The sequence below is a fragment of the Arthrobacter sp. C152 genome, assembly GCF_054890965.1.
Map to the genome: position 1 here is coordinate 71409 of NZ_JBTZSU010000001.1, position 25396 is coordinate 96804.

Genomic DNA, 25396 nt, shown 5'->3' on the forward strand with positions numbered 1-25396 from the left:
GCGTCCCGTTGTACGGTAAGGCCCATGACAGCGTCTTCGATGGAACTTCCAGGTCCCACCAGCCCCCCTGCCTGCGCCACCGGCAGCCAGTACGAACTGCGCCGCGGTGACGCCGTGGCCGTAGTCACCGAACTGGCCGCGGGGCTCCGGTCCTATACCCGCCGTGGGGTCCTGCTAACGGAGACCTACGCCGATGGCGAGATCCCGCCCGGTGGGGCCGGCATCACCCTCGCGCCGTGGGCCAACAGGGTGGCGGACGGCCAGTGGGTCCTGGATGGCGCAATGCAGCAGCTGGACATCACCGAAGTGCCGCGCAACAACGCCAGCCACGGATTGCTGCGCAACACCGGCTACGCCCTGCTTGGCCGGACGGAACATTCCGTGTCGCTCGAAGCCACCATCTTTCCGCAGCACGGCTACCCGTTCCTCGCCCGGCACCGGGTCGACTACCAGCTGACGGAGGACCTGGGCCTGCGGGTCCGGCAGAGCCTGGCAAACGACTCGGCGGCGCCGGCCCCGTTCGTCCTGGGCGCCCACCCCTACCTCCGGCTGGGGGATACCCCGGTCGAGGAACTGGTCCTGACCGTTGCGGCCGACACCCGGCTCGTGGCCGACGAGCGGTTGATTCCACGCAGCTCCGCACCCGTCGAAGGGGACTCCGATTTCCGCTCGGGCGGACGGATCGCGGACCTGGCCATCGACGTTGCCCTCACGGATCTGCGGTACGACGCCGGCAGGGCCCGCCATGTGCTGGCTGCTGCAGACGGCAGCCAGGTGGTCCTCTGGCAGGACGAGGCGTGCCGGTACGTCCACATCTTCGTGAGCACGGTCTATCCCGGCCGGACGCGGGCGGTGGCGGTGGAGCCGATGACCGGACCCGCGAACGCCTTCAACTCCGGGGACGGCCTGAGGTGGCTTGCTCCCGGGGAAACTTTCAGCATTGAATGGGGCATCGACTATGTGCCCGCCACGGGCGCCCAGTAGTTTCCCATTAGGGCGGGGCTGGGGAAGTATTGCCTTATGAAGCCACACGAGGACAACGCTACCCAGGCAGAGCAACCTTCCGCGGCTCCCGCTGCGCCGCTGCGCGTGCTGACGGACCGGGAACTGGACATGGACATCCCGTACGGGGTGCGCATCGCGGCGTCCTGGTCATGGCGCCTGGGGCTGATCCTCCTCATGGCCGGAACCCTGGTGTGGCTGCTCAGCCACGTCACCCTCCTGCTCATCCCGGTCATGGTGGCAGCGCTCCTTGCCGGGCTGCTCAGCCCTGTCACCGCATGGCTGAAGCGTCGGGGGCTGCCCGCCGGGCTGTCCGTGGCCGTGACGGTCCTGGGCTTCATCGGCGTAATCGCAGGCGCCCTGGCGCTGGTGGGCCGCCAGCTCATCGTCGGATTTGGTGAGCTCTGGTCCCAGGCCCTTGAAGGCGTGCGGCAGGTCCAGGACTGGCTGTCCGCCGGCCCGCTGCACCTGACGGCCGCCCAGATCGACCAATACGTCAAAGAAGCCAGCGATGCGCTGCAGAACAACAGCAGCAGCATCCTCAGCGGCGCCCTCTCTTTCGGCAGCACCGCCGGGCACTTCGCCGCCGGCATGCTCCTGGCGCTGTTCATCCTGATCTTCTTCCTCCTGGAGGGCGACCGGATCTGGGCCTTCCTGGTCCGGCTGCTTCCCCGGAAGGCCCGGGCGGCGGCCTTTGGTGCGGGCCGCAAGGGCTGGGCGTCCATGGTCAGTTACGCCCGGATCCAGATGTTCGTCGCCGCCGTCGACGCAATCGGCATCGGTGTGGGTGCTGCGATCATCGGAGTTCCCCTGGCGCTGCCGCTGGGCGTCCTGGTCTTCCTCGGCTCCTTCATCCCGGTGGTGGGCGCCCTGGTCACCGGCGTCGTTGCCGTGCTGCTGGCCCTGGTGGCCAACGGGCCGGTCAACGCGCTGATCATGCTCGGAATCGTCCTCCTGGTCCAACAGCTGGAGGGGCACATCCTGCAGCCGCTGGTCATGGGCAAAGCCGTCTCGCTCCACCCCGTGGCCGTGATCCTGAGCGTTGCGGCCGGCTCCTACCTCGCCGGCATACCCGGTGCCCTGTTCTCGGTGCCCATCCTGGCCGTAGCAAACTCGGCCGTTCGCTACATCGCCGCGAGAACGTGGGAACATGAACAGGTGCCGGTAATTGCCGGAAAGCCCATCACGGCCGCAGCAGGCCCGGACAACACCATCGAGGACGTTGAACCGCCGGTCCCCTCCGGTGCCGGGAACGACGCGGCAGCCGGCACGACAGCTGAACACCGCGATGCCCGCACCGCCTCCCGACCGGGCAACGGGGCCGAACCCAGAGGAGAGTAGTCCGTGAAGATCCTTGAAACCCTTCCCGTCACACTGGACGATGTCCTGGAGGCGCAGAAGCTGCTCGACGGGATTATCGCGCGTACTCCCGTTGAGTCATCGCGGGCGCTGGGCACCATGGTGGGCGGGGACGTCTACTTCAAATGCGAAAACCTCCAGCGCGCCGGTTCGTTCAAGGTGCGCGGAGCCTACGTTCGCATGGCGCGGCTCTCGCCCGAAGAGAAGAAGCGCGGGGTGGTGGCAGCTTCCGCCGGCAACCACGCCCAGGGCGTCGCCGTCGCCGCCAAGAGCCTTGGCATCAAGGCCCGCATCTACATGCCGCTGGGCGTGGCGCTGCCCAAGCTCGCGGCAACCCGCAGCCACGGGGCCGAAGTGGTCCTCCACGGCCACAACGTCGACGAGGCGCTCGCCGAGGCGCAGCGGTACAGCAACGAGACGGGCACGGTGTTCGTCCACCCCTTCGACAACGTGGACGTCGTGGCAGGCCAGGGCACCCTGGGGCTGGAAATCCTCGAGCAGGTCCCCAACGTGGACACCGTCCTCATGGGGGTTGGCGGGGGCGGGCTCCTGGCCGGCGTCGCCGTCGCCATCAAGGCCCGGGCCAGGGAGCTGGGCCGGGAGATCCGGATCATCGGCGTGCAGGCCGAAAACGCCGCCGCCTACCCGCCGTCGCTCGCTGCCGACGCGCTGGTGCCGCTGAAGAAGGTGTCCACCATGGCGGACGGAATCGCCGTAGGGCGCCCCGGGCAGCTGCCCTTCAGCATCATCCGGGAGCTCGTCGATGACGTGGTCACCGTCAGCGAGGACTCGCTCGCCCGCGCCCTGATCTTCCTGCTCGAGCGGGCCAAGATGGTGGTCGAACCTGCCGGTGCCGTGGGCGTCGCTGCCCTGATGGACGGCAAGATCGAGAACCCCGGCACCACCGCCGTGGTGCTCTCCGGCGGCAACATCGATCCGATGCTGATGCTCAAGGTCATCCAGCGCGGCCTCTCCGCCGCAGGCCGCTACATGACCGTACGGATGATGCTCGACGACCGGCCCGGTTCGCTGGCCACGATCGCCCGCATCATCGCCGAAAACGACGCCAACGTCACCGGACTGGACCATACGCGGGTGGGCGGGTCGATCAGCATGGGGGACGTCTCCATCACCGTGAACCTGGAAACCAAGGGCCACCAGCACGGTGAGCAGGTCCTCAGCGCACTGCGCGCCGAAGGCTTCCAGCCGATCGTTGTGCACTAGGACCGGCCGTGGCCGGGCTGATGCGTAACGGGCGTTTTCCGGAATGGCAGGCCACAGCCTCCCGGGCCAGGGGCGGGCTGCTGGTGCTGGGCGGGTTCGTGGCGCTGCTGTTCGTCCTGGAACTGGCCAACAGCCTCATGCTGGGTGCGCTCAACCGGACCTTCGGGCTGCGGCCCAGGAGCGTGGACGGGCTGCTGGATATCTTCACGTTTCCGCTCCTGCACGCGAACCTGAACCACCTGCTCTCCAACAGCCTGCCACTGATCATCTTCGGCTTCCTGGTGTTCCTCTCCGGGCTCCGCGTCTTCCTGACCGCCCTGGCCTTCAGCTGGATCGGCAGTGGGCTTACAGTGTGGCTGATCGGCGACGGTGTCACCGTGGGCGCCTCGGGCCTGGTCTTCGGGCTTTTCTCGTTCCTCCTGGTGCGGGGCTTCTTCAACCGCAGCTGGCGGCAGATCCTGCTCGCGGTGGTCCTCTTCCTGGGCTACGGGAGCATCCTGCTGGGCGTCCTGCCGTTCGTGGCCGGATATGTCAGTTGGCAGGCCCATCTTGGCGGTGCCGCAGGGGGAGTGGTGGCGGCGCTCCTGCTTCGACCGCGCAGCCCTGAGACTTCCCGGGGTGTGTGAGGCCGCCGTTCATGCTGCGGCTTTAACGCACAACGGCGGCCGTCCCGTGAGGGCCGGCCGCCGTTTCCGCTGGGCTGGTATTAGCCCGTGTAGGGCTTGGCGGAGAGGATCTCCACCTTGATGTCCTTGCCGTTGGGTGCGACGTAGCTGAGGGTGTCGCCCTCCTTGTGGCCCACGATGGCAGCACCAAGGGGCGACTTTTCGCTGAACACGTCCAGGTCCGAATCGCCGGCGATTTCACGGGATCCCAGCAGGAACGTCTCCTCGTCGCCCGCAATCCTGGCCACGACAATCATGCCGGGCTCCACGATTCCGTCGTCGGCAGGGGCCGCGCCCACGTGGGCGTCGCGGAGGAGCACTGTCAGCTGGCGGATACGGGCCTCAATCTTGCCCTGTTCCTCCTTGGCCGCGTGGTAGCCCCCGTTTTCCTTGAGGTCCCCCTCTTGCCGGGCCGCTTCGATCTTCTGGACGATATCCGCCCGGCCAGCGCCGGAAAGGTGGTCCAGCTCTGCCTTCAGGCGGTCAAAAGCCTCCTGGGTAAGCCAGGTTGCAGATGCGCTGTTCGTGGTAGACACGGACTTCTCCTCTAGTGGTCCTACATGCAAAAGACCCCGCCACGGTGGCCACTTGTGGAACAGTAACCAGCTCAGCGGGGTGAAGGTATCTCCCTATTGTAGTCAATCCCTTGGAGATAACCCAACCTGAAAGCGTCCTGCATCACATGTTTTAATGCGCTTCCCCGGGGATCCAGCAGCTGTCGACGACCCCCGAGACGGACGCCGACTCCGTGCGCACGGCAACGCGCTGGGCGACTGTCCTGCCGCCGTCGGGCGTTCCATCCGCCTTGGACGGCGGAATGTCCACCACCTTCCAACCCACCACGGCAAACTTTGAGTCCAGTGCCTTAACTGCACACGTGACCGCCTTGCCGGGCTCGCGGGTCACCTGGAAATCGACTTCTGCCAACGTGGCGTCCGTGGTGCTGTAGCCGATGTCCTTGAATGTCACGCCGGACAGGGAATTGGATGTCGAAACCCATGCGAGGAACCCGATTCCCACGGCAAGCGCAACGCCGATGGCCGTGCGGGTGGCAGCAGGGGTGAGCCTGCGCTTCTTAGCACCATACCGATTGGCTAGGCTAGTGTCTGCGGGCGCGGGGCGGGCCGGCTGGTCCGGGGAAGTCACCAGACCAGTTTAGTGCCCTTTCCGCCGGCGCTCTGCGGGGGCGGGAGCCGCCGCGAACGCAGCACCCGCCTGGTCACCGGACCGTGGCGCCGCCACGGGCCGCGTCAAGAAGAATAAGGAGCAGTCCTGCCCATGACAGCGTCGAGCAATTCCCAGGTGCCGCTCCGGCTGCTCGCAGTCCACGCCCACCCGGATGACGAGTCAAGCAAGGGCGCCGCGACCATGGCCATGTATGCCGCGGCCGGGGTCGACGTCCTGGTGGCAACGTGCACGGACGGTTCGCGGGGCGACATCCAGAACCCGGCCGTCGAGGACGAACCGCACCCCAAACGGGACATGGCAGGTGCCCGCCGGCTGGAAATGGAGCGGGCAGCCGCCATCCTCAACATCCGGCAGCGGTGGCTGGGATTCGTGGATTCGGGGCTTCCCGAGGGCGACCCGCTGCCACCCCTCCCGGCCGGGTCCTTCGCGACGCTGCCGCTGCGCCAGGCCGCCGCGCCTTTGGTGCGGCTGGTCCGTTCCTTCAAGCCGCACGTGATCCTCAGCTATGACGAGAACGGCGGCTACCCCCATCCGGACCACATCATGGCGCACAGGGTCGCCGTGGAAGCCTTCGAGGCCGCGGGGGATCGGGAGCGTTATCCGGAAGCGGGCGAGCCCTGGGAGCCCAGCAAGCTCTACTATGACCGTGCGTTCAGTCCGGAGCGGTTCCGTGCCCTGCATTTCGCGCTCGAAGAGGCGGGGCTCCAGTCTCCGTATGCGGAGCGGCTGGCGGCATGGCTGGAGTCCGACGCCGAAGGCCACACTCCGCCGCCGGCTGCACACCCGACCACCACGCAGATCGACTGCGGGGACTTCTTTGAGGTGCGCGACGACGCCCTGCGCGCCCACCGGACGCAGGTCGACCCGCTGGGGTTCTTCTTCGCCGTCTCACCCGAAATGCAGCGGCGCGCCTGGCCCTGGGAGGACTACTCGCTGATCCATTCCAGGGTGCCGTCCGAACTGCCTGAGAAGGACCTGTTTGCCGGGCTAAGATAGACACAGCAGGCTATTTCTATCTGCCGTAGAAGACAGCTGCGGCCCCGGCCGGTCCTGTCCGCTCCCTGCTGCATCCGTTCCACCAGAAGGTATCCACCGTGCATTCTCTGCTGCTCAGCCTCGCCACCACCCCGACTCCGTTGCCCACTCCGACGCTCCGGAACGGGATCTCCGAGGACCAGGTAACACCGGGCCTGCTGGGGTTCATCATGACCGCCTTCTTCGTGGTGGCCACGGCGCTGCTGATCGTGGACATGGTGCGGCGGATCCGCCGGGTCCGCTACCGGGCCCAGGTGGAGGAGGAACGCCTGGCGGCTGCCGCCGCAGCCGACGTTGAGGCCGCCGATGCCCAGGAAGGGCTGGACGACCCCACCCGGTCAGCCGCGCCGGACTCCGACGGCGGCTCCGGCCCCGGACTCCCGCGGCCCCGCGACTGACCGGAGGCCCCTGCCGGCCGGCGTGAATGCCGTCAGCCGAGGACCGCGATGGCGATTGCGGTGAAATGCGCCGCGAACGCGAAGACGGTCAACGCGTGGAACAGTTCGTGGAAGCCGAAGTGGTGGTAACTGAAGTTGGGCTTCTTGAGGGCGTAGAAAACGGCCCCCGTGATGTACAGGACGCCGCCCACGCAGATCAGGACGGCTGACGGAAGGCTGGCCTGGAAGAACCGGGGCAGATAGAACAACGCGCCACAGCCCAGGGCTATGTAGATGGGCACGTAGAGCCAGCGGGGTGCGTCCGTCCACAGCAGCCGGAAGAGGACGCCGAGGATGGCGCCTGACCAGATGACCCACAGCAGCAGGACGGCCTGCTGCCGCTCCAGGAGCGTCCATGCCAGCGGCGTGTAGCTGCCGGCAATGACGAGCATGATGTTGGTGTGGTCCAGCCGCTTCAGGACAAGCTTCACCCGCGGCGACCAGTTGCCGCGGTGGTAGACGGCGCTCACGCCGAACAGCAGGACGCCGGTTGCGGCGTAGATCGCCGAGGTGATCTTGCGGTCCGGCGCCGGCGCGAGGATCACCAGGACGATACCGGCTGCGAGGGCCAGCGGCGCGGTCACGGTGTGGATCCAGCCCCGCCACTTCGGTTTGATCATCAGCAACTCGGCGAGCTTGACTGCGGCGTCATCCACCGCGCTTGGCCCGGAACCTGCAGCGGCGCCGTTCTGGTCCTCGGGCTGCGGCGTCAGCGGACCCTTCGGAGAGTGGCTGTTCATTGGTCCAGAATAACTTACGGCCCGGTAAGTTACTGGTGGGTAACGAGTGTGGCCGGCCGCCCCGGCATTGCGGGAAGTACCGGCATGCGGCGGGCGGTAGCCTAGGATGTGCAAGTACGTACGGCAGGAAAGTCAGGTGAGTGGACGCGTGGAGTTGCCCGGGTTCCTCTACGGCTATTACGAGCGCCGGCTGCTCAAGGACCTTCCGCGGGACCGGATTCCCCGCCACATCGGCGTCATGGTTGACGGCAACCGGCGCTGGGCCAAGCAGTTCAACGCCCCCACCAGCCAGGGCCACCAGGCCGGCGCGGACAAGATCCACGAATTCCTCGGCTGGTGCCAGGAGCTGGGTGTCAAGGTGGTCACCCTCTACATGCTGTCCACGGACAACATGAACCGTTCCAGCGAGGAACTGGACCTCCTGATGGGCATCATCGCCAACACCCTCGACCGGCTTGACGAGGACGCGAACATTTCCGTGCATGCCATGGGTGCACCTGAACTGCTGCCCGGCTACCTGGCCGAACGGCTCAACAAGCTGACGGCCCGGACCCCCGTGCGGGAGAAACTGCACGTCAACGTAGCTGTCGGGTACGGCGGGCGCAGGGAGATCGTCGACGCCGTCCGCGAACTCCTGCATGACGCCGTCGGCAAGGGGATGGACATCTCCAAGCTCGCGGACGACCTGTGCGTCGACGACATTTCGCGTTTCCTGTACACCCGTGGCCAGCCGGACCCGGACCTGGTGATCAGGACGTCGGGGGAGCAGCGGCTGTCCGGTTTCCTGATGTGGCAGAGCGCCTACAGCGAGTTCTACTTCTGCGAGGCGCTGTGGCCGGCCTTCCGGAAGGTGGACTTCCTGCGCGCCCTGCGCGATTACGCCGGCCGGCAGCGCCGCTTCGGCGCCTGACATCCCCGGTTCACGGCAAGTTCACCGGGCCGCAACAGGAATCGCCGGGTAATGGTTGCGGAAATTACCTGGGGTGGATTTACGTTATATCCATCAGCAGGCAAAACCGCCGGCTGATCGGGGAGGCCAGTACATGGAGCGAAACATCGCACCGGTTGTATGGGAGGCCGGACCCGGCCTCGTGGCCGAGCCGCCTCACCAATAACAAAGCCGGGCTGGGGCCCGGGGCTGGAGTCGATGTGGCTACTTCTGAAAAACTGCACGGGGTCCTTTCCGACCAGGCAGGAAAAGCTACCTCTCGCGCCGCGCGAGCCACTACTGAAACCGGCACAGCGACTGAAGCTGTGGCCGGTTTTGCCGTCTCCGGAAGGGAATCCCTCATCCACACGTTCGTGATCGACACGTCCGTCCTCATATCCGACCCGCGGGCGTTGCTCCGGTTCGCCGAACACGAAGTGGTGGTCCCCGTTGTGGTCATCACCGAACTCGAAGCCAAGCGCCATGATCCCGAGCTGGGCTACTTTGCCCGCAAGGCCCTCCGGCTCCTCGACGACCTCCGGGTCAAGCACGGCGGCCTGAACGAGCCCATTCCCATCGGTGACGAGGGCGGCACGCTCACCGTGGAGCTCAACCACATTTCGTCCGAGGTGCTGCCCCTTGGGTTCCGCAGCGGGGACAATGACAGCCGCATCCTCGCCGTCGCCAAGAACCTTGCCAACGAGGGCCGGAACGTCACCGTGGTGTCCAAGGACCTGCCAATGCGCGTCAAAGCGTCCGCCATGGGCCTGACCGCGGATGAATACCGCAATGAACTGGTCAAGGACTCCGGTTGGACAGGGGTGGCCGAAATTGAAGCCAACGAACAGGAGATCTCCACCCTGTACGGCCACGAGCCGGTCTTCATCCCGGCCGCCGCGGAACTGCCCGTCAACACCGGGCTGGTACTGCTCTCCAACCGCGGCTCTGCCCTGGGCAGGGTCGGGGCGGACAAGCAGGTCCGCCTGGTCAAGGGCGACCGCGACGTGTTCGGCCTCCATGGCAGGTCCGCCGAGCAGCGGCTGGCCATCGACATGCTGATGGACCCGTCCGTCGGCATCGTCTCCATCGGTGGGCGCGCAGGAACCGGAAAGTCCGCGCTCGCCCTCTGCGCCGGCCTGGAAGCGGTGCTGGAACGCCGTGAACATCGCAAAGTGATCGTCTTCCGTCCCCTCTTCGCGGTGGGCGGCCAGGAGCTGGGCTACCTGCCGGGCTCCGAGTCCGAGAAGATGAACCCGTGGGCGCAAGCGGTGTTCGACACGCTCGGCGCCCTGGTCAGCCAGGAAGTGGTGGAAGAGGTCATGGACCGGGGCATGCTCGAGGTCATGCCCCTCACCCACATCCGCGGACGGTCGCTCCACGACGCCTTCGTGATCGTTGACGAGGCCCAGTCGCTGGAGAAGAACGTCCTCCTGACCGTCATGAGCCGCATCGGGCAGAACTCCAAGATCGTGCTGACCCACGACGTCGCCCAGCGCGACAACCTCCGCGTCGGCCGGCACGACGGAATCGCCGCCGTCGTCGAAACCCTGAAAGGACACCCGCTCTTTGGCCACATCACGCTGACCCGTTCGGAACGCTCGCCGATCGCCGCCCTGGTGACGGAACTGCTGGAGGGCTAGGTCACCTGCGGAAGGGGCCGTGGTCCGGCTCGCCGGGCCACGGCCCTTCGCCGTCGCATAGACACCTCCCGACGCGCCGCTCCGGTCGCTGGGCGACCTGCGCAGCGCTCTGGTCGGCGATGCGCTCCTGCGCGAAGGACCGTAACCCGGCTTGTGGTCAGGTCACCTTCAGGAACATTGCAGCCGCCTCATGGCCCTCAACCTGCAATTCCCACTCCGGCCGCCTGAACCTTTCCGGGGTGAGCCGGACGTGCTGCACTGTATGGACTTCCGTGCCCCACTGCTTACGGGAGGTGCCGTTGGGTTCGTAGCCGAGGGACCGCGAGACCCCCAGGGATGCTTCGTTCCAGTCCGCCGCTTCGGATTCGGCCACTTCGGCACCAAGCCAGTCAAAGGCCCAGAGGACGACTGCGGCGCGCATCTCCTTGCCCAGGCCTTGGCCCTGGACGGACTGCCTGAGCCAGGATCCGGTGCTGACCGTTTTGAGGGCGGCGAAATTGGCGGCGCCGACGTCCTGGCAGCCAACAAATTCGCCGTCACGCCAAATGCCAAGGAGCAACGTCCATTTTTCCGGCGTGCACTCTGCCCGGCACCGCCAGTACCAGCGGGCCATGTTGGTTCCCAGCTCGTCGTCGGACACGTCGGTCCACGGGATGCTGAAGGGGCTTTTGCCCGGCTCGTGGATGCCGCTCCTGGCGGCGTCCACGGCTGCCGGAATGTCGGCGTCAGTGATGGGACGAAGCTCCAGCCGTGGGCTGGCAAGCCTGAGGTCGAACAGCGGCCAAATTGAACCCAGCGTAGTCATTGGCGCAGCCTAGCCCATCCGCGGGGCAGGCAGTCTTCAGGCGGGAATGTCCCACGTGATGTGCCGGCGCACGTCCGTGAGGTTCATGGACTCGGCCAGGAACAGGTCGTCCAGCATGTATTCATCCACGGCGATGATGCGAAGCCAGTGCCCGTGCCCCGCAGTTTCCGGCTCCAGCGACTGGCTGGACACACAGACTCCCGTGCCGACATCCAGGCGCAACCGGGACCGGCCGGGAAGGCAGAGCGGGGCGGCAGGGTCACCGGGATGGTAGGCGGGATTCGGCGCCGTCTCGGCCTCAAGGACAGGCCGCCCCTCGTGTTCGGCAAACTGGACCTGGAGCAGGTCCAAGGCGTTGCTCCCGGGGAACTCAAGCGGCACCGGAGCGCTGCCGGCCAGTTCCACGGGATCGAGTGCAGCCGAGAACCGTCCGTTGCCGAAGCCCGGCTCGCCGTAGGCCGCCTCCGGACGGCGGCGCACCAGTCCGGCGCCGTCGTACACCGGCGTCACCAGGGACGGGGGAAGGAGCCAGGATTTCCGGGTGGCGCTGACGTAGAAAACATCCCGGGAATCGTTGATGCCTGTGGTGCTGTACAGAACCTGGCCGTCCGGGTTCTCCAGCCGCAGCGCCCCTGGCCGGCGCAGCCACGCCCGGACAAACGGCGCGGCAGGATCCGGAGCCGCGTCAAAAGGCCGGTCCCAGTATTCGAAGCGCAGCGACTGCCACTTCCACGGCGAGGACCGGCACAGGTTCCGGAACATGGTTGCCAGGTCCGCGGGGGCGGTTTTGGCGTCCGGATGCGCCCCGTGCCGGGAGTCCCAGGTCGACATATCCACATTTTACGCGGGAGCACTGTGGCGGGAATGGCCGGATCCAGTAGCATCCGAGGGGTGATCGGACGACTGGGGGACCTCTGGCAGCACAGCCCGCCTGCCTTCTGGCTGGTGCTGGCAGCCTGCGTCTACTTCGCGGTGATGGCGATCCGGCTCACCATCATCGACGTCAGGCACCACCTGCTGCCCAACCGCATCGTCTTCCCGTCCTACGCAGTGGCAGGCGTGCTCCTGCTGGCGGCTGCCGCCGTCACGTGGGCTGGCCCCGTCCCGGCTCCCGGGGACAGCGCCGCCGGATTCCTGGCCGTTCCGGCGCTCCGGATCCTTGCCGGGGCGGCCATCCTGTGGGTGTTCTACTTCATCCTGCGGGCCGTCTATCCGGCCGGGATGGGGTTTGGCGACGTCAAACTCGCGGGGGTACTGGGAATGTACCTTGGCTACCTCGGGTGGGGGCACCTGTTCGCCGGGACCTTCCTGGCCTTCCTCCTCGGCGGGCTGTGGTCCGTGGCGCTCCTTGCCGCCCGGCGCGGGACGCTGAAATCGGCCATTCCGTTTGGTCCGTTCATGCTTGCCGGAACCGCCGCCGCGATGTTGCTGCCGGCCTGAGATGCCCGCTGCCTTGGGTAGGCTGGCGTTATGCCTGCACCCGAATACGTCCTGAAGCTGCGCAAGAAGATCGGCAACGACCCCCTCTGGGTTCCCGGTGTCCGGGGCGTCGTGGTTGACGGCGCCGGCAGGATCCTGCTGGCCCAGCGCGCAGACAACCGGCAATGGGCCCTGATCAGCGGCATGCTGGATCCGGGGGAGCAGCCTGCCCGCGGCCTGGTCCGGGAGATCTTCGAGGAGACTGCAGTCGTGGCGGAAGCCGAACGCGTCGTGTCGGTGGGCGCTGTTGGCCCGGTGACCTACCCCAACGGCGATGTCTGCGAGTTCCTGGACGTGGTGTTCCTCTGCCGTTACGTCTCCGGCGAAGCCAGGGTCAACGACGACGAATCCCTGGCTGTCGGCTGGTTCAGCCTGGACGGGCTTCCCCCACTGATGCCGGGGCATCTCACCAGCATCCGGCAGGCGCTGGCGCCGGCAGGAACGGTCCATTTCGAACCCTGAACCGGCCCCTGGCGGGCCCGGAGCCGCTAGGGCAGTTGAGCGGCGGCCAGCCGCTCGGCTTCCTCCCCGCCCACTGCCTCGCCGCGGGCCACCATGCCGGCCGTGTCCGAGAGCGGAATCTGCTTCAGCGTGATGGCCAGCAGCAGCGCGGCGGCGATGAAGGGAAGCAGGTACCAGAACACTGGTGCCAGGGAGTCGGCGTAGGCGTTCACGATGGCGTCCCGCAGTTGCCCGGGGAGCTGGCCCAGCGCCTGCGGGTCCAGGGTCCGGGTGGACTGCCCGGCCTGCTCGGCGGAGGCTCCTGCCCCAGTGAACGCAGAGGTCAGGGCCTCGGAGAGGCGCGTGGTGAAAATGGAGCCGAACACAGCCACGCCCATGGCGGCGCCCACCTCGCGGAAGTAGTTGTTGGTGCTGGTGGCGGTGCCGATCTGGTCCGCCGGGACCGAGTTCTGGACCACCAGGACCACCACCTGCATGATCAGGCCCAGGCCCGCGCCGAACACGAACAGCTGGAGGCAGATGATCCAGATGGGGGTGCTGGCAGCGAGGGTTGTCATCCACAGCATGGCGGCCATGGTGAGCGCCGCGCCCAGGATGGGGAACATTTTGTACTTGCCGGTCTTGGAGATCCTGATGCCGGAGTAGATGGAGGTGCCCATGAGGCCGGCCATCATCGGAAGCATCAGGAGCCCGGATTCGGCCGCCGAGGTGCCGGAGGACATCTGCAGGAAGGTGGGGACGAACGCGATCGCGGAGAACATGCCCAGCCCCAGGGTGAAGCCGATGGCGGTGGCGTTGATGAATATGCGGTTGCGGAACAGGCTGAGCGGGATGATCGGGTCCTCGGCCCGGCGCTCCACCATGACGAACGCGGCGGCGGACAGCAGCAGGCCTGCGCCGAACGCCCAGGTCAGCGGCGAATCCCAGCCTTCGTCCTTCTTGCCGCCGAAATCGGTGAAGAAGATAAGGCAGGTTGTGGCGGCCGAAAGCAGGACCACTCCCAGGACGTCGATCCGCTTCTCAGCCCTTTTGCTGGGCAGTGTGAGGGCGAACCAGGCGATGGCGAAAGCGGCCAGGCCCACGGGGATGTTGATGTAGAAGGCCCACTCCCAGGTGAGGTGGTCTACGAAGAAGCCGCCCAGCAGCGGGCCGGCCACGGCGGAGAGGCCAAAAATGGCGCCCAGTGGTCCCATGTACTTGCCGCGGTCCTTGGCGGGCACGATGTCGGCGATGATCGCCTGCGAAAGAATCATCAGGCCGCCGCCGCCCAGGCCCTGGATGGCCCGGAAGACCACGAAGCCCCAGAAATCCGTGGCCAGGGCGCAGCCGATGGACGCGAGGGTGAACAGTGCGATGGCCACCAGGAAGAGGTTGCGCCGCCCCAGGATGTCGCCGAACTTGCCGTAGATGGGCATCACGATGGTGGTGGCCAGCAGGTAGGCGGTGGTGATCCAGGCCTGGTGCTCCACGCCGCCGAGCTTGCCCACGATGGTGGGCATGGCGGTGGAGACGATGGTCTGGTCCAGGCTGGACAGGAGCATCCCGGCGATCAGCGCGGAGAAGATGGTCCAGATGCGTTTTTGGGTCAGCAGCAGGGGCCCTGCCGGCGGTGTGGCGGTTGCGGTGGTCATGGTTGTCCTTTGGCTGCGGAGGCGTCCGGAATGTCGAATGCCTGGGAGAAAAGAAGGCTGGCCGCGGAGATGTTCTCCAGCAGCAGTTCCTGGTAGCTGCGGGTGTTGCCGTCGGAGAAGTAGGCCATGCTGCTCTTGCGCGCAATGGTGCTCAGCAGCACCACCGCCATCTGCACGACAGGATGGTCCGGGGCAACACCCTCGCGGCGCGCAACGTCGCGGGCGAACTGGGCTTCACGCTGTTCCGTGACGCCGATGAGGCGCAGGATCAGTTGGGGTTCCTTCTTGACGACGGCGATCAGCTGCCGCGTTTCCTCTTCCGAGGCCGACATGCCCTCCGCCAGGCGCAGGGAGAGCCGGACCAGGTCGCGGAACAGGGTGGGTGAGATGACGCCGGCGGGGGAGTCCGCGCCCCCCGCGACGAAGTCATCGATGATGTCCGCCGGCACGTCGTCGTCCGCGTGGCCGATGATGGCATCTTCCTTGGTGGGGAAGTAATTGAAGAAGGTCCGGCGCGAAATGCCGGCGGCCTCGCAGACTTCCTCCACGGTGTAGCCGTTGAGGCCTTTTTCGGAGGTCAGGGTCCGGGCTGCGGCGGTGATGGCTGTCCGGGTCGCGGCCCGCTTCCGTTGACGCAGGCCGGAGCCAGAAGATGCACTATCGTTCACAGAGTAAAGTTTTGCACTTAGTAACTATTAGTGCAACTTTTCGGGGTGGTGTCCCGCGACCCGCTTAAAGCACGACGGCGGCCGTTGCCTTTCATCCGAAAGGCAACGGCCGCCGTCGTGGTTCAGTGCGGTGCCGCTAACGGACCAAACTACGCCTTGTGCGCCGGGGCCGTCATGGTGGTGACGTCCAGGGCCTTGTCGAGGTCGGCCTCGGAGACCTTGCCGTCGCCGTCGCCAACGAAGCCCAGCTTCTCGGTGGCCTGGCGGATGGTCAGGCCTTCCTTGACGGCGGTCTTGGCGATCTTGGCGGCGTTCTCGTAGCCGATGTACTTGTTCAGCGGCGTCACGATGGACGGCGACGCTTCGGCCAGGAAGCGGGCGCGCTCCACGTTGGCGGTGATGCCGTCGATCATCTTGTCAGCCATGACGCGGCTGGTGTTGGCCAGCAGGCGGATGGATTCGAGCAGGTTGGCAGCCATGACCGGAATGCCGACGTTCAGCTCGAAGGCGCCGTTGGTGCCGGACCAGGCGATGGCGGTGTCGTTGCCGATAACCTGGGCGGCCACCATGATGGACGCCTCGCAGATGACCGGGTTGACCTTGCCGGGCATGATCGAGGAGCCGGGCTGCAGGTCGGGGATGGCGATTTCGCCGAGGCCCGTGTTGGGGCCGGAACCCATCCAGCGCAGGTCGTTGTTGATCTTCATGAAGGAGATCGCGATGTTGCGCAGCTGGCTGGACGCCTCGATCAGGCCGTCGCGGTTGGCCTGCGCTTCGAAGTGGTCGCGTGCTTCGGTCAGCGGCAGGCCGGTGTCCGTGGCGAGCAGTTCGATGACGCGCTCGGGGAAACCGGCGGGGGTGTTGATGCCGGTGCCCACGGCGGTTCCGCCCAGCGGAACCTCCGCAACGCGGGGGAGTGAGGCGTTGATGCGCTCGATGCCGTACCGGACCTGTGCCGCGTAGCCGCCGAACTCCTGGCCCAGGGTCACCGGGGTGGCGTCCATCAGGTGGGTGCGGCCGGACTTGACGACGTCCTTGAATTCAACGGCCTTGCGCTCCAGCGATTCTGCGAGGTAGCCCAGGGCGGGGATCAGGTCGTTGATCAGCGCCGAGGTGGCTGCAACGTGCACCGACGTGGGGAACACGTCGTTGGAGGACTGCGAGGCGTTGACGTGGTCGTTCGGGTGGACCACCTTGTCGCTGCCGGCGGCCTTCAGGGCACGGGTCGCCAGTTCTGCCAGGACCTCGTTGGTGTTCATGTTCGACGAGGTGCCGGAACCGGTCTGGAAGACGTCGATCGGGAAGTCGCCGTCGTACTTGCCGGCAGCCACCTCGTCGGCAGCGTCTGCAATCGCCTTGGCCAGCTCGCCGTCGAGCACGCCCAGTTCAGCGTTGGCCTGGGCGGCAGCCTTCTTGACCCGGGCGAGCGCCTCGATGTGGGTGCGCTCCAGGGTCTTGCCGGAAATAGGGAAGTTCTCCACTGCCCGCTGCGTCTGCGCGCGGTACAGTGCGTTCACGGGGACGCGGACTTCGCCCATCGTGTCATGTTCAATGCGGAACTCTTCAGTGGAAGTCATGGGGCTAGCTTAGGGCGATCCGGCGCCCCATCGAAAACCGTGAAGCCGGTCCTGCGGGCGGCCTGTCCGGCCGCCCGCAGGCAGTGCCTAGAGCTCGCCGATTCCGGAAACCAGCTCCGCGTGGCCCTCGGCCAGGCTGTAGGACAGGCCGATGACGGCGGTGCGGCCGCCGGCAATTGCGTCCGAAATCACACGCGAGCTGTCCACCAGGCGCTGGGACGTCTGCTTGACGTGCTCCACCACCATGTCATTGACCTCCGGCTGGTCGTTGCGCAGCGACGTCAGGACCGAGGGCGTGATGCGCTCCACGAGGTCCCGGATGAAGCCTGCCGGCATGTCGCCGGTCTCCACAGCGGCCTTCGTGGCGGTCACGGCGCCGCAGCTGTCGTGGCCCAGGATGACAATCAGCGGCACATTCAGCACGCCGACGCTGTACTCCAGGGAGCCCAGCACTGCGTCGTCGATCACCTGGCCGGCAGTCCGGACCACGAAGACGTCACCCAGGCCGACGTCGAAAATAATTTCCGCGGCGAGCCGTGAATCGGAGCAGCCAAAAATCACCGCGAACGGGTTCTGCGTCTCCACCAGCGACGACCGCCGGGAAGCGTTCTGGTTCGGGTGCGAGGATTCGCCGTTGACAAAACGTTCATTGCCTTCGCGCAGGCGGCGCCAGGCCAGTGCAGGAGTCAGATAAGTCGTCACGGCCCTTACCTTACGGCGTGCTGCTGGCTGAGGGGGAAACTGTGACGGTGCTGCCGCCCTCAAGGGACTTCACGACGGCGTCCGCCAGGGTGGCGAATTCGTCCAGTTGGGCAGCACCCGAGAGGATGACGGTGGTGCCCCGGTACGCGAGGACGAGCGACTTGTCGCCCTTCCCGGTGTCCCGCAGCTCCCATTCCTGGCCGCCGGCGTTCCGGGAACCGGTGACGGGCGCGTTCCTGGTCTGCTGGAGCAGCCAGGTGGGGTTGGCGCTCTTGGTCTGGACCAGGCCGATGAAGGAGCCCTTGGGCGTCAGGTAGCCGACCTCCCAGGTGGGCACTCCGGTGCCGGTGCCGGCTTCCCACCGGGCGTAGTTGGCCCGGAATGCGTTGCCCGTATCCGGGGCGACGGGTGTGAATCCCGCCACATCGGCGGCGTTCTGTGCGACCGACGCGACATCGATGTCCGGCCGGTAGCCCTCGCTTTTGGGCTGGGGATTCATCAGGACAACGGGCAGGAAGGCAGCGATGCTGAGGAGCAGTGCAATGACCATGCCGATGACCGAAGCGTTGGCCCGTTTGGCCGCTGCTGCCGGAATGACGGGCTTTACCGGGGTGTCGGCGCTGCTGCCGGCGGGGAGGGGGCGCCCTTCCGGTCCGGGCTGGCCGGAGTTCGGGCTTGCGGTTTCCTGCATGTCATTCACCCCTCCATAGTCCCCCATGGGTGAGCCTGACTTCCATTCGGCCGTTCCGGTGCCGACGTGCCGCTGCCCGCGCACATTGCGGGGACGCGTCATGCGCCCCTCGGGGACCCGGCGCCACGACTATGATCGATAGCAGAGGAATCACCGCTCCGCTGCCGGCGGGCGGACTCAATGATCGCCACTCGAAGAAGAGGTTCACGTGTCACCAGCGTCCATGACCCAGAAGTACTCCACGCTTTCCCCGTCGCTCGCCGTCGGCATCGACGAGCCGGACCGCAACCTTGCCTTGGAACTGGTCCGCGTCACCGAGGCTGCGGCCATCGCCGGCGGCCACTGGGTCGGTTTTGGCGACAAGAACAAGGCCGACGGCGCCGCCGTCGACGCCATGCGCTCCTTCCTGCAGACCGTCCACTTCAACGGCGTCGTGGTGATCGGCGAAGGCGAAAAAGACGAAGCCCCGATGCTGTTCAACGGTGAGCGCGTCGGCGACGGCACCGGCCCCGAGGTGGACGTCGCGGTTGATCCCATCGATGGGACCCGGCTGACCGCACTGGGCATCAACAACGCCCTGGCCGTCCTGGCTGTTGCCGAGCGTGGCTCCATGTTCGATCCTTCTGCCGTGTTCTACATGGAAAAGCTCGTCACCGGTCCCGAAGCCGCGGACATGGTGGACCTGCGCCTGCCGGTCAAGCAGAACCTGCACCTGATCGCCAAGGCCAAGGGCGTGAAGGTCAACCAGCTCAACGTGATGATCCTGGACCGTGACCGCCACCGCCCGCTGGTGGAGGAGATCCGCGAGGCCGGCGCACGCACCAAGTTCATCATGGACGGCGACGTTGCCGGCGCCATTGCCGCGGCCCGCTCGGGCACCGGCGTGGACGCCCTGATGGGCATCGGCGGAACCCCGGAAGGCATTGTGGCGGCCTGCGCCATCAAGTCCCTGGGCGGCGTCATCCAGGGCCGCCTCTGGCCCACCAGCGACGAGGAGAAGCAGAAGGCGATCGACGCCGGGCACGACCTGGAACGGGTGCTTTCCACCAATGACCTCGTCTCCAGCGACAACTGCTACTTCGCCGCCACCGGCATCACCGACGGCGACCTCCTGAAGGGCGTGCGCTACTCCAAGGACAAGGTCCTGACCCAGTCCATCGTGATGCGCTCCAAGTCGGGCACCATCCGTTTCGTGGACGGCGAGCACCGCGCCGACAAGTGGGAAGGTTACGCCCGCAAGAGCTGACCCGGACCCAGTGCCGCAGGCCGAAGCCCCGGGAGCGCCGACTGCGCTCCCGGGGCTTCGGCGTTAACGCGTTGGTATAGGGTTTAAGCCATGATTCCTGCTGTTGTGCCCTGTACTGACCGCGCCCTTTGGGACGACAACGTCGACCGGTTCCAGGGGCATCCGCAGCAGCTCTGGGGCTGGGGCGAAACCAAGGCCATGCACGGCTGGTCCGTGGACCGGGTCCTGGTGAAGGCCGGGGACCGGACCATTGGCGGCGCCCAGCTCATGGTCCGCAGGTTGCCCTTCCCGTTCAAGGCGCTGGTCTACATTCCGCGCGGTCCCCTGTGCGCAGTCGGGGATACGCAGGAGGTCCTCAACCGGCTGGCCGAATACGCCGCCTCCCGCCACCACGCTGTCGCCCTGAGCATCGAACCGGACTGGGACCGGGAGTCCGCCTACGCCGGCGCCGTGGCCGCGGCAGGCTTCCGGGAATCCACCAACACCATCCTCATTCCGCGCACGCTCATCCTGGACCTGGCCCGGTCCGACGAAGAACTGATGGCGGACATGTCGAAGTCGACCCGGGCGAACATCCGCAAGGCCATGCGCAGCGACGTGGAATTCCGCAAGGTCAAGAACGACTCCGAGCTGGAGCAGGTGCTGGCCATCTACCATGACACCGCCGAACGGGCGGGCTTCGGTATCCACGAGGACCAGTACTACCGGGACATCTTCCGGAACCTGGGGGACGCCTCCCCGATCATCGGGGCGTTCGACGGCGAGCAGCTCCTGGCGTTCACCTGGCTGTCGCGGAGCGGAACCACAGCGTTCGAGCTGTACGGCGGCGTCTCCGCCGAAGGGCAGAAGCAGCGTGTCAACTACGGCGTGAAATGGGCGGCCCTGACGTCCATGCGCGAGGACGGCTGCAGCCGGTACGACTTCAACGGCCTGCTCAACGACGGCATCTCCGATTTCAAGAAGCAGTTCGCCAAGCACGAGGACCTGCTCCTGGGCACCTGGGAGAAGCCCCTCTCGCCGTTCTACCCCGCCTACGCGCAGGCCATGCCGCTGGCCCGCAAGGGGCTGCAGGCGGCCCGCCGCGCCGCCAAGGCCGCGGCAGGCCGCGCCCGTACCCTGCTGCGGCGCGGCCAGGCCGGCTAGAGCCCCGTGGTCACCGCGAAGGCGAGGGCCGTTCCGGTGCTGCCGGCCACCCTGTGGACATTGACCGGGGCTTCCGCGGCGGCCACAAACGCACTGCCGCCGTGGGTGAGCTCCAGATCGCCCTTGGGGGAGTCCAGGTAGACGGCGCCGGCCACGACGATGACCACCGCAGGTCCGGCCTGCGCCAACGGAACGGGGCCGGCTTCCGGGCCCAATTCAATGCGCTGGAGCTGGAACTCCCCGAAGGGAGGACGGAACAGTTCCTGGTCCATTACCGTCTTTTCGGCGCGGAGCATCGGCACGGCCACCGGGTGGAAATCGATGGTGCGCAGCAGCTCCGGAACATCGACGAACTTCGGCGTCAGGCCGCCGCGCAGGACGTTGTCCGATGAGGCCATGACCTCCACGCCCAGGCCGTGGAGGTAGGCGTGGACGTTGCCTGCGGGCAGGTAGACGGCCTCGCCGGGCTGCAGCGAGATCCTGTTCAGGAGCAGGGAGATCAGGACGCCGGGGTCCCCCGGGTACTTCTCGTTGAGGCTGATCACGGTCCGCAGTTCGGCCTCGTACGGCGTCAGCGGGGCACCTGACAGCAGGGCCGCCACCACCAGCGCGGTCTCCTCCGCCACGGCCTGGCCGCCGGTGATCAGGCGTTCAAAGGCGCGGTGCAGGCCCGCGCCCTGATCCGCGTTGGCGAGATCCTCGAGGAGGTCCTCCAGCAGTGCCGGCGCCTGTCCGCCCGCCGGGAAGGCCGCGGCAATATGCTGCAGGATCTTCCGGGTCTCACCGGCGGGGCGGAACCCGCACAGCGCCTCGAAGGGCGTGAGGGCGAAGATCATCTCCGGCTTGTGGTTGTCATCCTTGTAATTCCGGTTCGGGGCATGGGGATCGAGCCCGGCGTCGTTTTCCCGGGCGAAGCCCGCCCTGGCCTGTGCCAGGCTCGGGTGGACCTGGAGGGAAAGCGGCTGTGCAGCGGCAAGGACCTTGGCCAGGAACGGCAGCCGGGGGCCGAAGGCGGCCATTGATTCGGCGCCCAGGAAGTGGTCCGGATCCGAGGCGATGAGGGCGTCGAGGGGGCGCGTCCCGTCCCCGGGCAGCTGCGCCACCGATGGAGAGTCCGGATGCGCTCCGATCCAGAGCTCCGCCTCCGGTTGGCCCGATTCGGGCCGGCCGAGCAGCGAAGCGATCGCCGTCGTCGAACCCCAGGCGTAGTTCCGCAGGACGTTCTCAATCTCGTACAAGGATGGTTCCGTTTCCGTAGCTGGTGGTGGTTGCGGTTACAGCGCGGCGCATTGCCCGTTGGTGGCCACGAGGTCGCGGATGGCCTGCTCGTTGCCCTCGCGCTTGAGATCGTTCAGCATCTCCTCGGTGATCGGCTCACCGTCCGGGGTGGTGGTCACAGGCGTGAAGTCCGACGGCGCGGGAGACTCCTGTGCGAGGCCTCCGTTGTTGGGCCGGGGGAGGGCTGCGGCGGGGCCGGCCGCCTGCACATGTCCGGCACCGGCCACCGGAGCCACGATGCCGTCCTCCGGCGCTGCGGCGGCCTGGGCGCCGGACGCGGAGGCCAGCAGCTGGTCGACGCGCTGGTGGATCTCGTCGAAATCAGGGTTCGTGGAGAACGTCGGATTGAAGTCCGGCGGGCCGAGGGTGAGCCGTTTGGCTTCCTTGCCCTTGGCCTTCATCGCCAGGTCCAGGAAGCTGCCCAGCTGGGAGGCGGAGATGTTGGAATCGACGACCTTGGTGCCGGCATCGGCGATGTCTTCGAACTTGGACAGCAAGGTGGCAGGGTCAAGCTGCTTGAGCATGGCCTGCTGGACGCACTGCTGGCGGGCAATCCGGGCGTAGTCGTCCACGAATTCACGCGAGCGGCCGTACCAGAGGGCGTGGTAGCCGTCCAACGTGTTGTCGCCGGCGGGAATCCAGCCCAGCGGCATGCCATGGATGCCGTTGGCCTCATCGATGGTTTCGCCGCTGATGGGGACCCAGCCGCCGGCCTTGATCCGGATGCCGCCCATGGCATCGATGAGCTTGGAAAAGCCGTCCATGTCCACCAGCACATAGGCCTGGATGTCCATGCCCAGCGTTCCGGAGACCGCTTCGAGGGTGGCCTGCGCCCCGGGGTCGGCAACGCCGGGGTAGAGGTCGGCATGTTCGTTGGTGACCTCTGTGTTGATGGCGTTGATGAGGCACTCGTCCCCGCAGTCGTAGCCGTCGGGATAGATCTTCCGCATGGGCGAATCCGCGCTGAACTGTGCGTTCTGGAAGTTCCGGGGGATGGAAATGATGGCTGTCTGCCCCGTCTTGGCGTCCACGCTCAGCACGGAGAGGCTGTCGGGGCGGCGGCCGGTCCGGTCGTCGCCTGCGTCACCGCCGATCATGAGGAAGTTGTAGCGGCCTTCGACCGGTTCGATGGCCGGCCCGGACGAAAAGATGCTGCCAATCGCGTTCCGGCCCACGTTCAACAGATACGCCGCGTAACCCAGGGATCCGCTGCCCAGTACCAGTGCCAGCACCAAGGCGATGCCGACGGCGGGCCGCGCCGGCGGTGCCAGCAGGACGGGGCGGATCAGGCGCAGGGTGTTGACGAACAGGAGGGCCCAGCCCACGGCGAGTGCCGCCAGGAGCAGCACCACCACCAGCGACGTGACCGGGTTGGTGATGATGCTGATGAGCAGGGTCCGGTTGACCAGCAGCAGGACAAGTGCCAGGAGAAGGGCAGCCCAGACGCAGAGGGTGACGCGCAGTGCGGTGCGGCCCAGCCTGCGGTCACCGGCCACCAGCTGCGCACTGCCGGGAACCAGGAGCGTCAGCAGGACCAGCACGAACGCCCGCTTGGTGCGGACCCCGGGGGACGCGCTGGCCGGATACCGGACGGGGTCGGTCAGGAGTGCTCCGGGACCTGACTGCTGCAGGTTGCTGCTGGCCATGCCCGCCGCCTAACGGCTGCCCCGGAGGGTTCCCGGGCCTTCGGGGAAGACCTCGCTGACTTTCTGCCGGAGGCTCGCGCCTTTGCGGCTGGCAACGGCGTTCAGGTCGGCGGCGAAGTCCAGGAGGTCCGCGCGCAGTGACGCGGCGAGCTCATCGGTGCCGGAGGCCAGCATCCGCACGGCCAGCAGGCCGGCATTGCGTGCCCCCGCGATGGAGACGGTGGCCACCGGGACGCCTGCCGGCATCTGGACGATGGACAGCAGCGAGTCCATGCCATCCAGCGTCTTGAGGGGAACCGGAACCCCGATCACCGGCAGCGGGGTGACGCTCGCCAGCATGCCCGGAAGGTGCGCGGCGCCGCCGGCGCCGGCGATGATGACGCGCAGGCCACGCTCGTGCGCCGTCTGGCCGTAGCGGATCATCTCGGTGGGCATCCGGTGTGCCGAGACCACGTCCGCCTCGAACGGGATCCCGAACTCGGCCAGGGCGTCTGCCGCGGCCTCCATGACGGGCCAGTCAGAGTCGGACCCCATGACCAGGCCCACCAGCGGGCCGGCGGCGGGGGTGGCTTCGGCACTCATGCGTTCTCCTCAAAGATTACTGACGGTTCCTCGGTGGTGGCCCGGCCGTCCCGGATGATGCCGGCCACGGCGGCGGCCCGGCGGCGCACCGAGTCGACGTCCGCCGTCGACGTGCCCACCAGGTTGACGTGGCCGATCTTGCGGCCCGGCCGCACGGACTTGCCGTAGCAGTGGACCTTGGCGGCCGGTTCGCTGGCCATGGCCAGCGGGAAGGCGGAGTACAGGTCCTGGTTTTCGCCGCCCAGGAAGTTCTTCATCACCGTCACCGGGGCCAGCGCGTCGGTGGCGCCCAGGGGCAGGTCCAGGACTGCACGAAGGTGCTGCTCGAACTGGCTGGTGATGGAGCCGTCCTGGGTCCAGTGTCCGGTGTTGTGCGGACGCATCGCCAGTTCGTTGATCAGGAACCCGGCTCCGGTGCCGGGGGTTTCGAAGAGTTCCACGGCCAGGACGCCGGTGACGTCCAGTTCGGCGGCGATGCGCAGGGCTGCGTCTTCGGCAGCGGCGGCGACTTCCACCGGGATATCCAGGGCGGGGGCGATGACCTCGTCGCAGACACCGTCCACCTGGATGGTGTGGACCACGGGCCAGGCCCTGGCTTCGCCGGAAGGAGTGCGGGCAACCAGGGCTGAGAGTTCGCGGGTGAATTCCACCTTGGCCTCGGCCAGCAGCGGGCTCATGGCGGCGAACCAGTCCTCGGCGCCGGCTGCCTCCTCCGCGGAGGCGATGATCCGGACGCCCTTGCCGTCGTAACCGCCGCGGGGCATCTTCAGCACCACGGGCCAGCCCGTCTTTTCGCCGAAGCTGACCAGGGCCGGGACGTCGTCAACCGAGGCCCAGGCGGGGTTGGGAAGCTCGAGCCGGTCCACTGCGGCACGCATCACCAGCTTGTCCTGGGCATGCTCCAAGGCGTCGGGTCCGGGCTGGATATTGACCCCGGCCTCCTGGAGGGCGCGCAGGTGCGACGAGGGCACATGCTCGTGGTCGAACGTCATCACGTCCAGGCCCTGGGCGAAGTCCAGGAGGGTCTGCAGGTCCTTGTAGTCGCCCACCGGGGTGGCCGGTACAGCGGAGACCGCGGAAACGTCGTGGCCTTCTGCCAAAACGCGGAGTTCAAAGCCGAGGGCTGTCGCAGCGGGGGCCATCATGCGCGCGAGTTGGCCGCCGCCAACCACACCTATCACTGGAAAAGTCACATCTGCCAGCCTACCGAAGTCGGCAGCAGTATCCCGCTTTTACGTCCGTCAGGGAAGAGATTTCCACCCTCGCCG

The 25396-nt window shown here is 67.0% G+C and carries 26 protein-coding genes; 12 read left to right on the forward strand and 14 right to left on the reverse strand.

Annotation, left to right across the window (positions count from 1 at the left end):
• Positions 1-24: 24 nt before the first annotated feature.
• Genes ACYSM9_RS00330 through ACYSM9_RS00345 form a run of 4 tightly spaced genes read left to right on the forward strand, consistent with a single transcriptional unit; the run spans position 25 to position 4211 of the window.
• Positions 25-984, forward strand: a complete 960-nt coding sequence (locus ACYSM9_RS00330; RefSeq protein ID WP_461854991.1) for an aldose 1-epimerase family protein — start codon at positions 25-27, stop codon at positions 982-984.
• 36 nt (positions 985-1020) lie between these two features.
• Complete coding sequence (locus ACYSM9_RS00335; protein WP_461854992.1) at positions 1021-2343, forward strand: AI-2E family transporter; 1323 nt, start codon at positions 1021-1023, stop codon at positions 2341-2343.
• Between the two features lie 3 nt (positions 2344-2346).
• Entirely contained in the window at positions 2347-3585 is a 1239-nt protein-coding gene (ilvA, locus tag ACYSM9_RS00340) for a threonine ammonia-lyase (protein WP_461854993.1), read from the forward strand.
• A gap of 8 nt (positions 3586-3593) precedes the next feature.
• The gene (locus ACYSM9_RS00345; protein WP_461854994.1) at positions 3594-4211 is read left to right on the forward strand and encodes a rhomboid family intramembrane serine protease; all 618 of its coding nucleotides are present in this window, start codon (positions 3594-3596) and stop codon (positions 4209-4211) included.
• Between the two features lie 80 nt (positions 4212-4291).
• Here ACYSM9_RS00345 and greA read toward each other — a convergent pair whose 3' ends face one another.
• Together greA and ACYSM9_RS00355 are read right to left on the reverse strand one after the other, a co-directional pair.
• Complete coding sequence (gene greA, locus ACYSM9_RS00350) at positions 4292-4786, reverse strand: transcription elongation factor GreA (RefSeq protein ID WP_461854995.1); 495 nt, start codon at positions 4784-4786, stop codon at positions 4292-4294.
• 151 nt (positions 4787-4937) lie between these two features.
• Positions 4938-5396: a DUF4307 domain-containing protein gene (locus ACYSM9_RS00355; RefSeq protein WP_461854996.1), complete on the reverse strand. Its 459-nt coding sequence runs from the start codon at positions 5394-5396 to the stop codon at positions 4938-4940.
• A gap of 132 nt (positions 5397-5528) precedes the next feature.
• On the opposite strand from ACYSM9_RS00355, the gene mca reads away from it, so the two are divergent.
• Positions 5529-6434 carry a mycothiol conjugate amidase Mca gene (mca, locus tag ACYSM9_RS00360; protein WP_461854997.1) on the forward strand — a complete coding sequence of 302 codons (906 nt, stop codon included), beginning with the start codon at positions 5529-5531 and terminating at the stop codon, positions 6432-6434.
• A 98-nt stretch (positions 6435-6532) separates the two neighbouring features.
• Positions 6533-6871, forward strand: a complete 339-nt coding sequence (locus ACYSM9_RS00365; RefSeq protein ID WP_461854998.1) for a hypothetical protein — start codon at positions 6533-6535, stop codon at positions 6869-6871.
• Between the two features lie 32 nt (positions 6872-6903).
• On the opposite strand, the gene trhA is transcribed toward ACYSM9_RS00365, so the two are convergent.
• Positions 6904-7650 carry a PAQR family membrane homeostasis protein TrhA gene (gene trhA, locus ACYSM9_RS00370; protein ID WP_461854999.1) on the reverse strand — a complete coding sequence of 249 codons (747 nt, stop codon included), beginning with the start codon at positions 7648-7650 and terminating at the stop codon, positions 6904-6906.
• Positions 7651-7798: 148 nt separating this feature from the next.
• On the opposite strand from trhA, the gene ACYSM9_RS00375 reads away from it, so the two are divergent.
• Positions 7799-8560 (forward strand): isoprenyl transferase, encoded by a 762-nt coding sequence (locus ACYSM9_RS00375; protein ID WP_461855195.1) that lies wholly within the window; start codon positions 7799-7801, stop codon positions 8558-8560.
• 239 nt (positions 8561-8799) lie between these two features.
• On the forward strand, positions 8800-10218 hold the full coding sequence (locus ACYSM9_RS00380; RefSeq protein WP_461855000.1) for a PhoH family protein: 1419 nt from the start codon (positions 8800-8802) through the stop codon (positions 10216-10218).
• Between the two features lie 157 nt (positions 10219-10375).
• Here ACYSM9_RS00380 and ACYSM9_RS00385 read toward each other — a convergent pair whose 3' ends face one another.
• Both ACYSM9_RS00385 and ACYSM9_RS00390 read right to left on the reverse strand, forming a co-directional pair.
• The gene (locus ACYSM9_RS00385; protein ID WP_461855001.1) at positions 10376-11023 is read right to left on the reverse strand and encodes a GNAT family N-acetyltransferase; all 648 of its coding nucleotides are present in this window, start codon (positions 11021-11023) and stop codon (positions 10376-10378) included.
• Positions 11024-11059: 36 nt separating this feature from the next.
• On the reverse strand, positions 11060-11854 hold the full coding sequence (locus tag ACYSM9_RS00390) for a hypothetical protein (protein ID WP_461855002.1): 795 nt from the start codon (positions 11852-11854) through the stop codon (positions 11060-11062).
• A 60-nt stretch (positions 11855-11914) separates the two neighbouring features.
• Here ACYSM9_RS00390 and ACYSM9_RS00395 point away from each other — a divergent pair, with 60 nt between their 5' ends.
• Positions 11915-12463, forward strand: coding sequence for a prepilin peptidase (locus ACYSM9_RS00395; RefSeq protein ID WP_461855003.1), 549 nt, complete (start codon positions 11915-11917; stop codon positions 12461-12463).
• A 30-nt stretch (positions 12464-12493) separates the two neighbouring features.
• A complete protein-coding gene (locus tag ACYSM9_RS00400; protein WP_461855004.1) occupies positions 12494-12964 on the forward strand; it encodes an NUDIX hydrolase in 471 nt (156 codons plus the stop codon).
• Positions 12965-12990: 26 nt separating this feature from the next.
• On the opposite strand, the gene ACYSM9_RS00405 is transcribed toward ACYSM9_RS00400, so the two are convergent.
• The 5 genes from ACYSM9_RS00405 to ACYSM9_RS00425 all read right to left on the reverse strand — a co-directional run bounded on the left by ACYSM9_RS00405 (position 12991) and on the right by ACYSM9_RS00425 (position 18260).
• A complete protein-coding gene (locus ACYSM9_RS00405; RefSeq protein WP_461855005.1) occupies positions 12991-14595 on the reverse strand; it encodes an MDR family MFS transporter in 1605 nt (534 codons plus the stop codon).
• Positions 14592-15263, reverse strand: a complete 672-nt coding sequence (locus ACYSM9_RS00410; protein WP_461855006.1) for a TetR/AcrR family transcriptional regulator — start codon at positions 15261-15263, stop codon at positions 14592-14594. Before ACYSM9_RS00410 ends, ACYSM9_RS00405 begins: the two co-directional genes overlap by 4 nt.
• A 149-nt stretch (positions 15264-15412) precedes the next feature.
• The gene (locus tag ACYSM9_RS00415) at positions 15413-16840 is read right to left on the reverse strand and encodes a class II fumarate hydratase (RefSeq protein WP_461855007.1); all 1428 of its coding nucleotides are present in this window, start codon (positions 16838-16840) and stop codon (positions 15413-15415) included.
• Positions 16841-16927: 87 nt separating this feature from the next.
• Positions 16928-17542, reverse strand: coding sequence for a carbonic anhydrase (locus ACYSM9_RS00420; protein WP_461855008.1), 615 nt, complete (start codon positions 17540-17542; stop codon positions 16928-16930).
• Positions 17543-17552: 10 nt separating this feature from the next.
• Positions 17553-18260, reverse strand: a complete 708-nt coding sequence (locus ACYSM9_RS00425) for a DUF4245 domain-containing protein (RefSeq protein ID WP_461855196.1) — start codon at positions 18258-18260, stop codon at positions 17553-17555.
• A 196-nt stretch (positions 18261-18456) separates the two neighbouring features.
• Between ACYSM9_RS00425 and glpX the strand changes: the two genes are divergently transcribed.
• A complete protein-coding gene (glpX, locus tag ACYSM9_RS00430) occupies positions 18457-19479 on the forward strand; it encodes a class II fructose-bisphosphatase (RefSeq protein ID WP_461855197.1) in 1023 nt (340 codons plus the stop codon).
• A gap of 90 nt (positions 19480-19569) precedes the next feature.
• Entirely contained in the window at positions 19570-20622 is a 1053-nt protein-coding gene (locus tag ACYSM9_RS00435) for a lipid II:glycine glycyltransferase FemX (RefSeq protein WP_461855009.1), read from the forward strand.
• Here ACYSM9_RS00435 and manA read toward each other — a convergent pair.
• From manA to ACYSM9_RS00455, 4 genes are read right to left on the reverse strand one after another with little or no spacing between them, the layout of a single operon-like run.
• Positions 20619-21860 carry a mannose-6-phosphate isomerase, class I gene (gene manA / locus ACYSM9_RS00440; RefSeq protein WP_461855010.1) on the reverse strand — a complete coding sequence of 414 codons (1242 nt, stop codon included), beginning with the start codon at positions 21858-21860 and terminating at the stop codon, positions 20619-20621. The genes ACYSM9_RS00435 and manA overlap by 4 nt on opposite strands.
• A 36-nt stretch (positions 21861-21896) precedes the next feature.
• On the reverse strand, positions 21897-23546 hold the full coding sequence (locus ACYSM9_RS00445; protein WP_461855011.1) for an LCP family protein: 1650 nt from the start codon (positions 23544-23546) through the stop codon (positions 21897-21899).
• 9 nt (positions 23547-23555) lie between these two features.
• Positions 23556-24128 carry a 5-(carboxyamino)imidazole ribonucleotide mutase gene (purE, locus tag ACYSM9_RS00450; protein WP_461855012.1) on the reverse strand — a complete coding sequence of 191 codons (573 nt, stop codon included), beginning with the start codon at positions 24126-24128 and terminating at the stop codon, positions 23556-23558.
• Positions 24125-25273 carry a 5-(carboxyamino)imidazole ribonucleotide synthase gene (locus ACYSM9_RS00455; RefSeq protein WP_461855198.1) on the reverse strand — a complete coding sequence of 383 codons (1149 nt, stop codon included), beginning with the start codon at positions 25271-25273 and terminating at the stop codon, positions 24125-24127. Before ACYSM9_RS00455 ends, purE begins: the two co-directional genes overlap by 4 nt.
• Between the last annotated feature and the right edge of the window lie 123 nt (positions 25274-25396).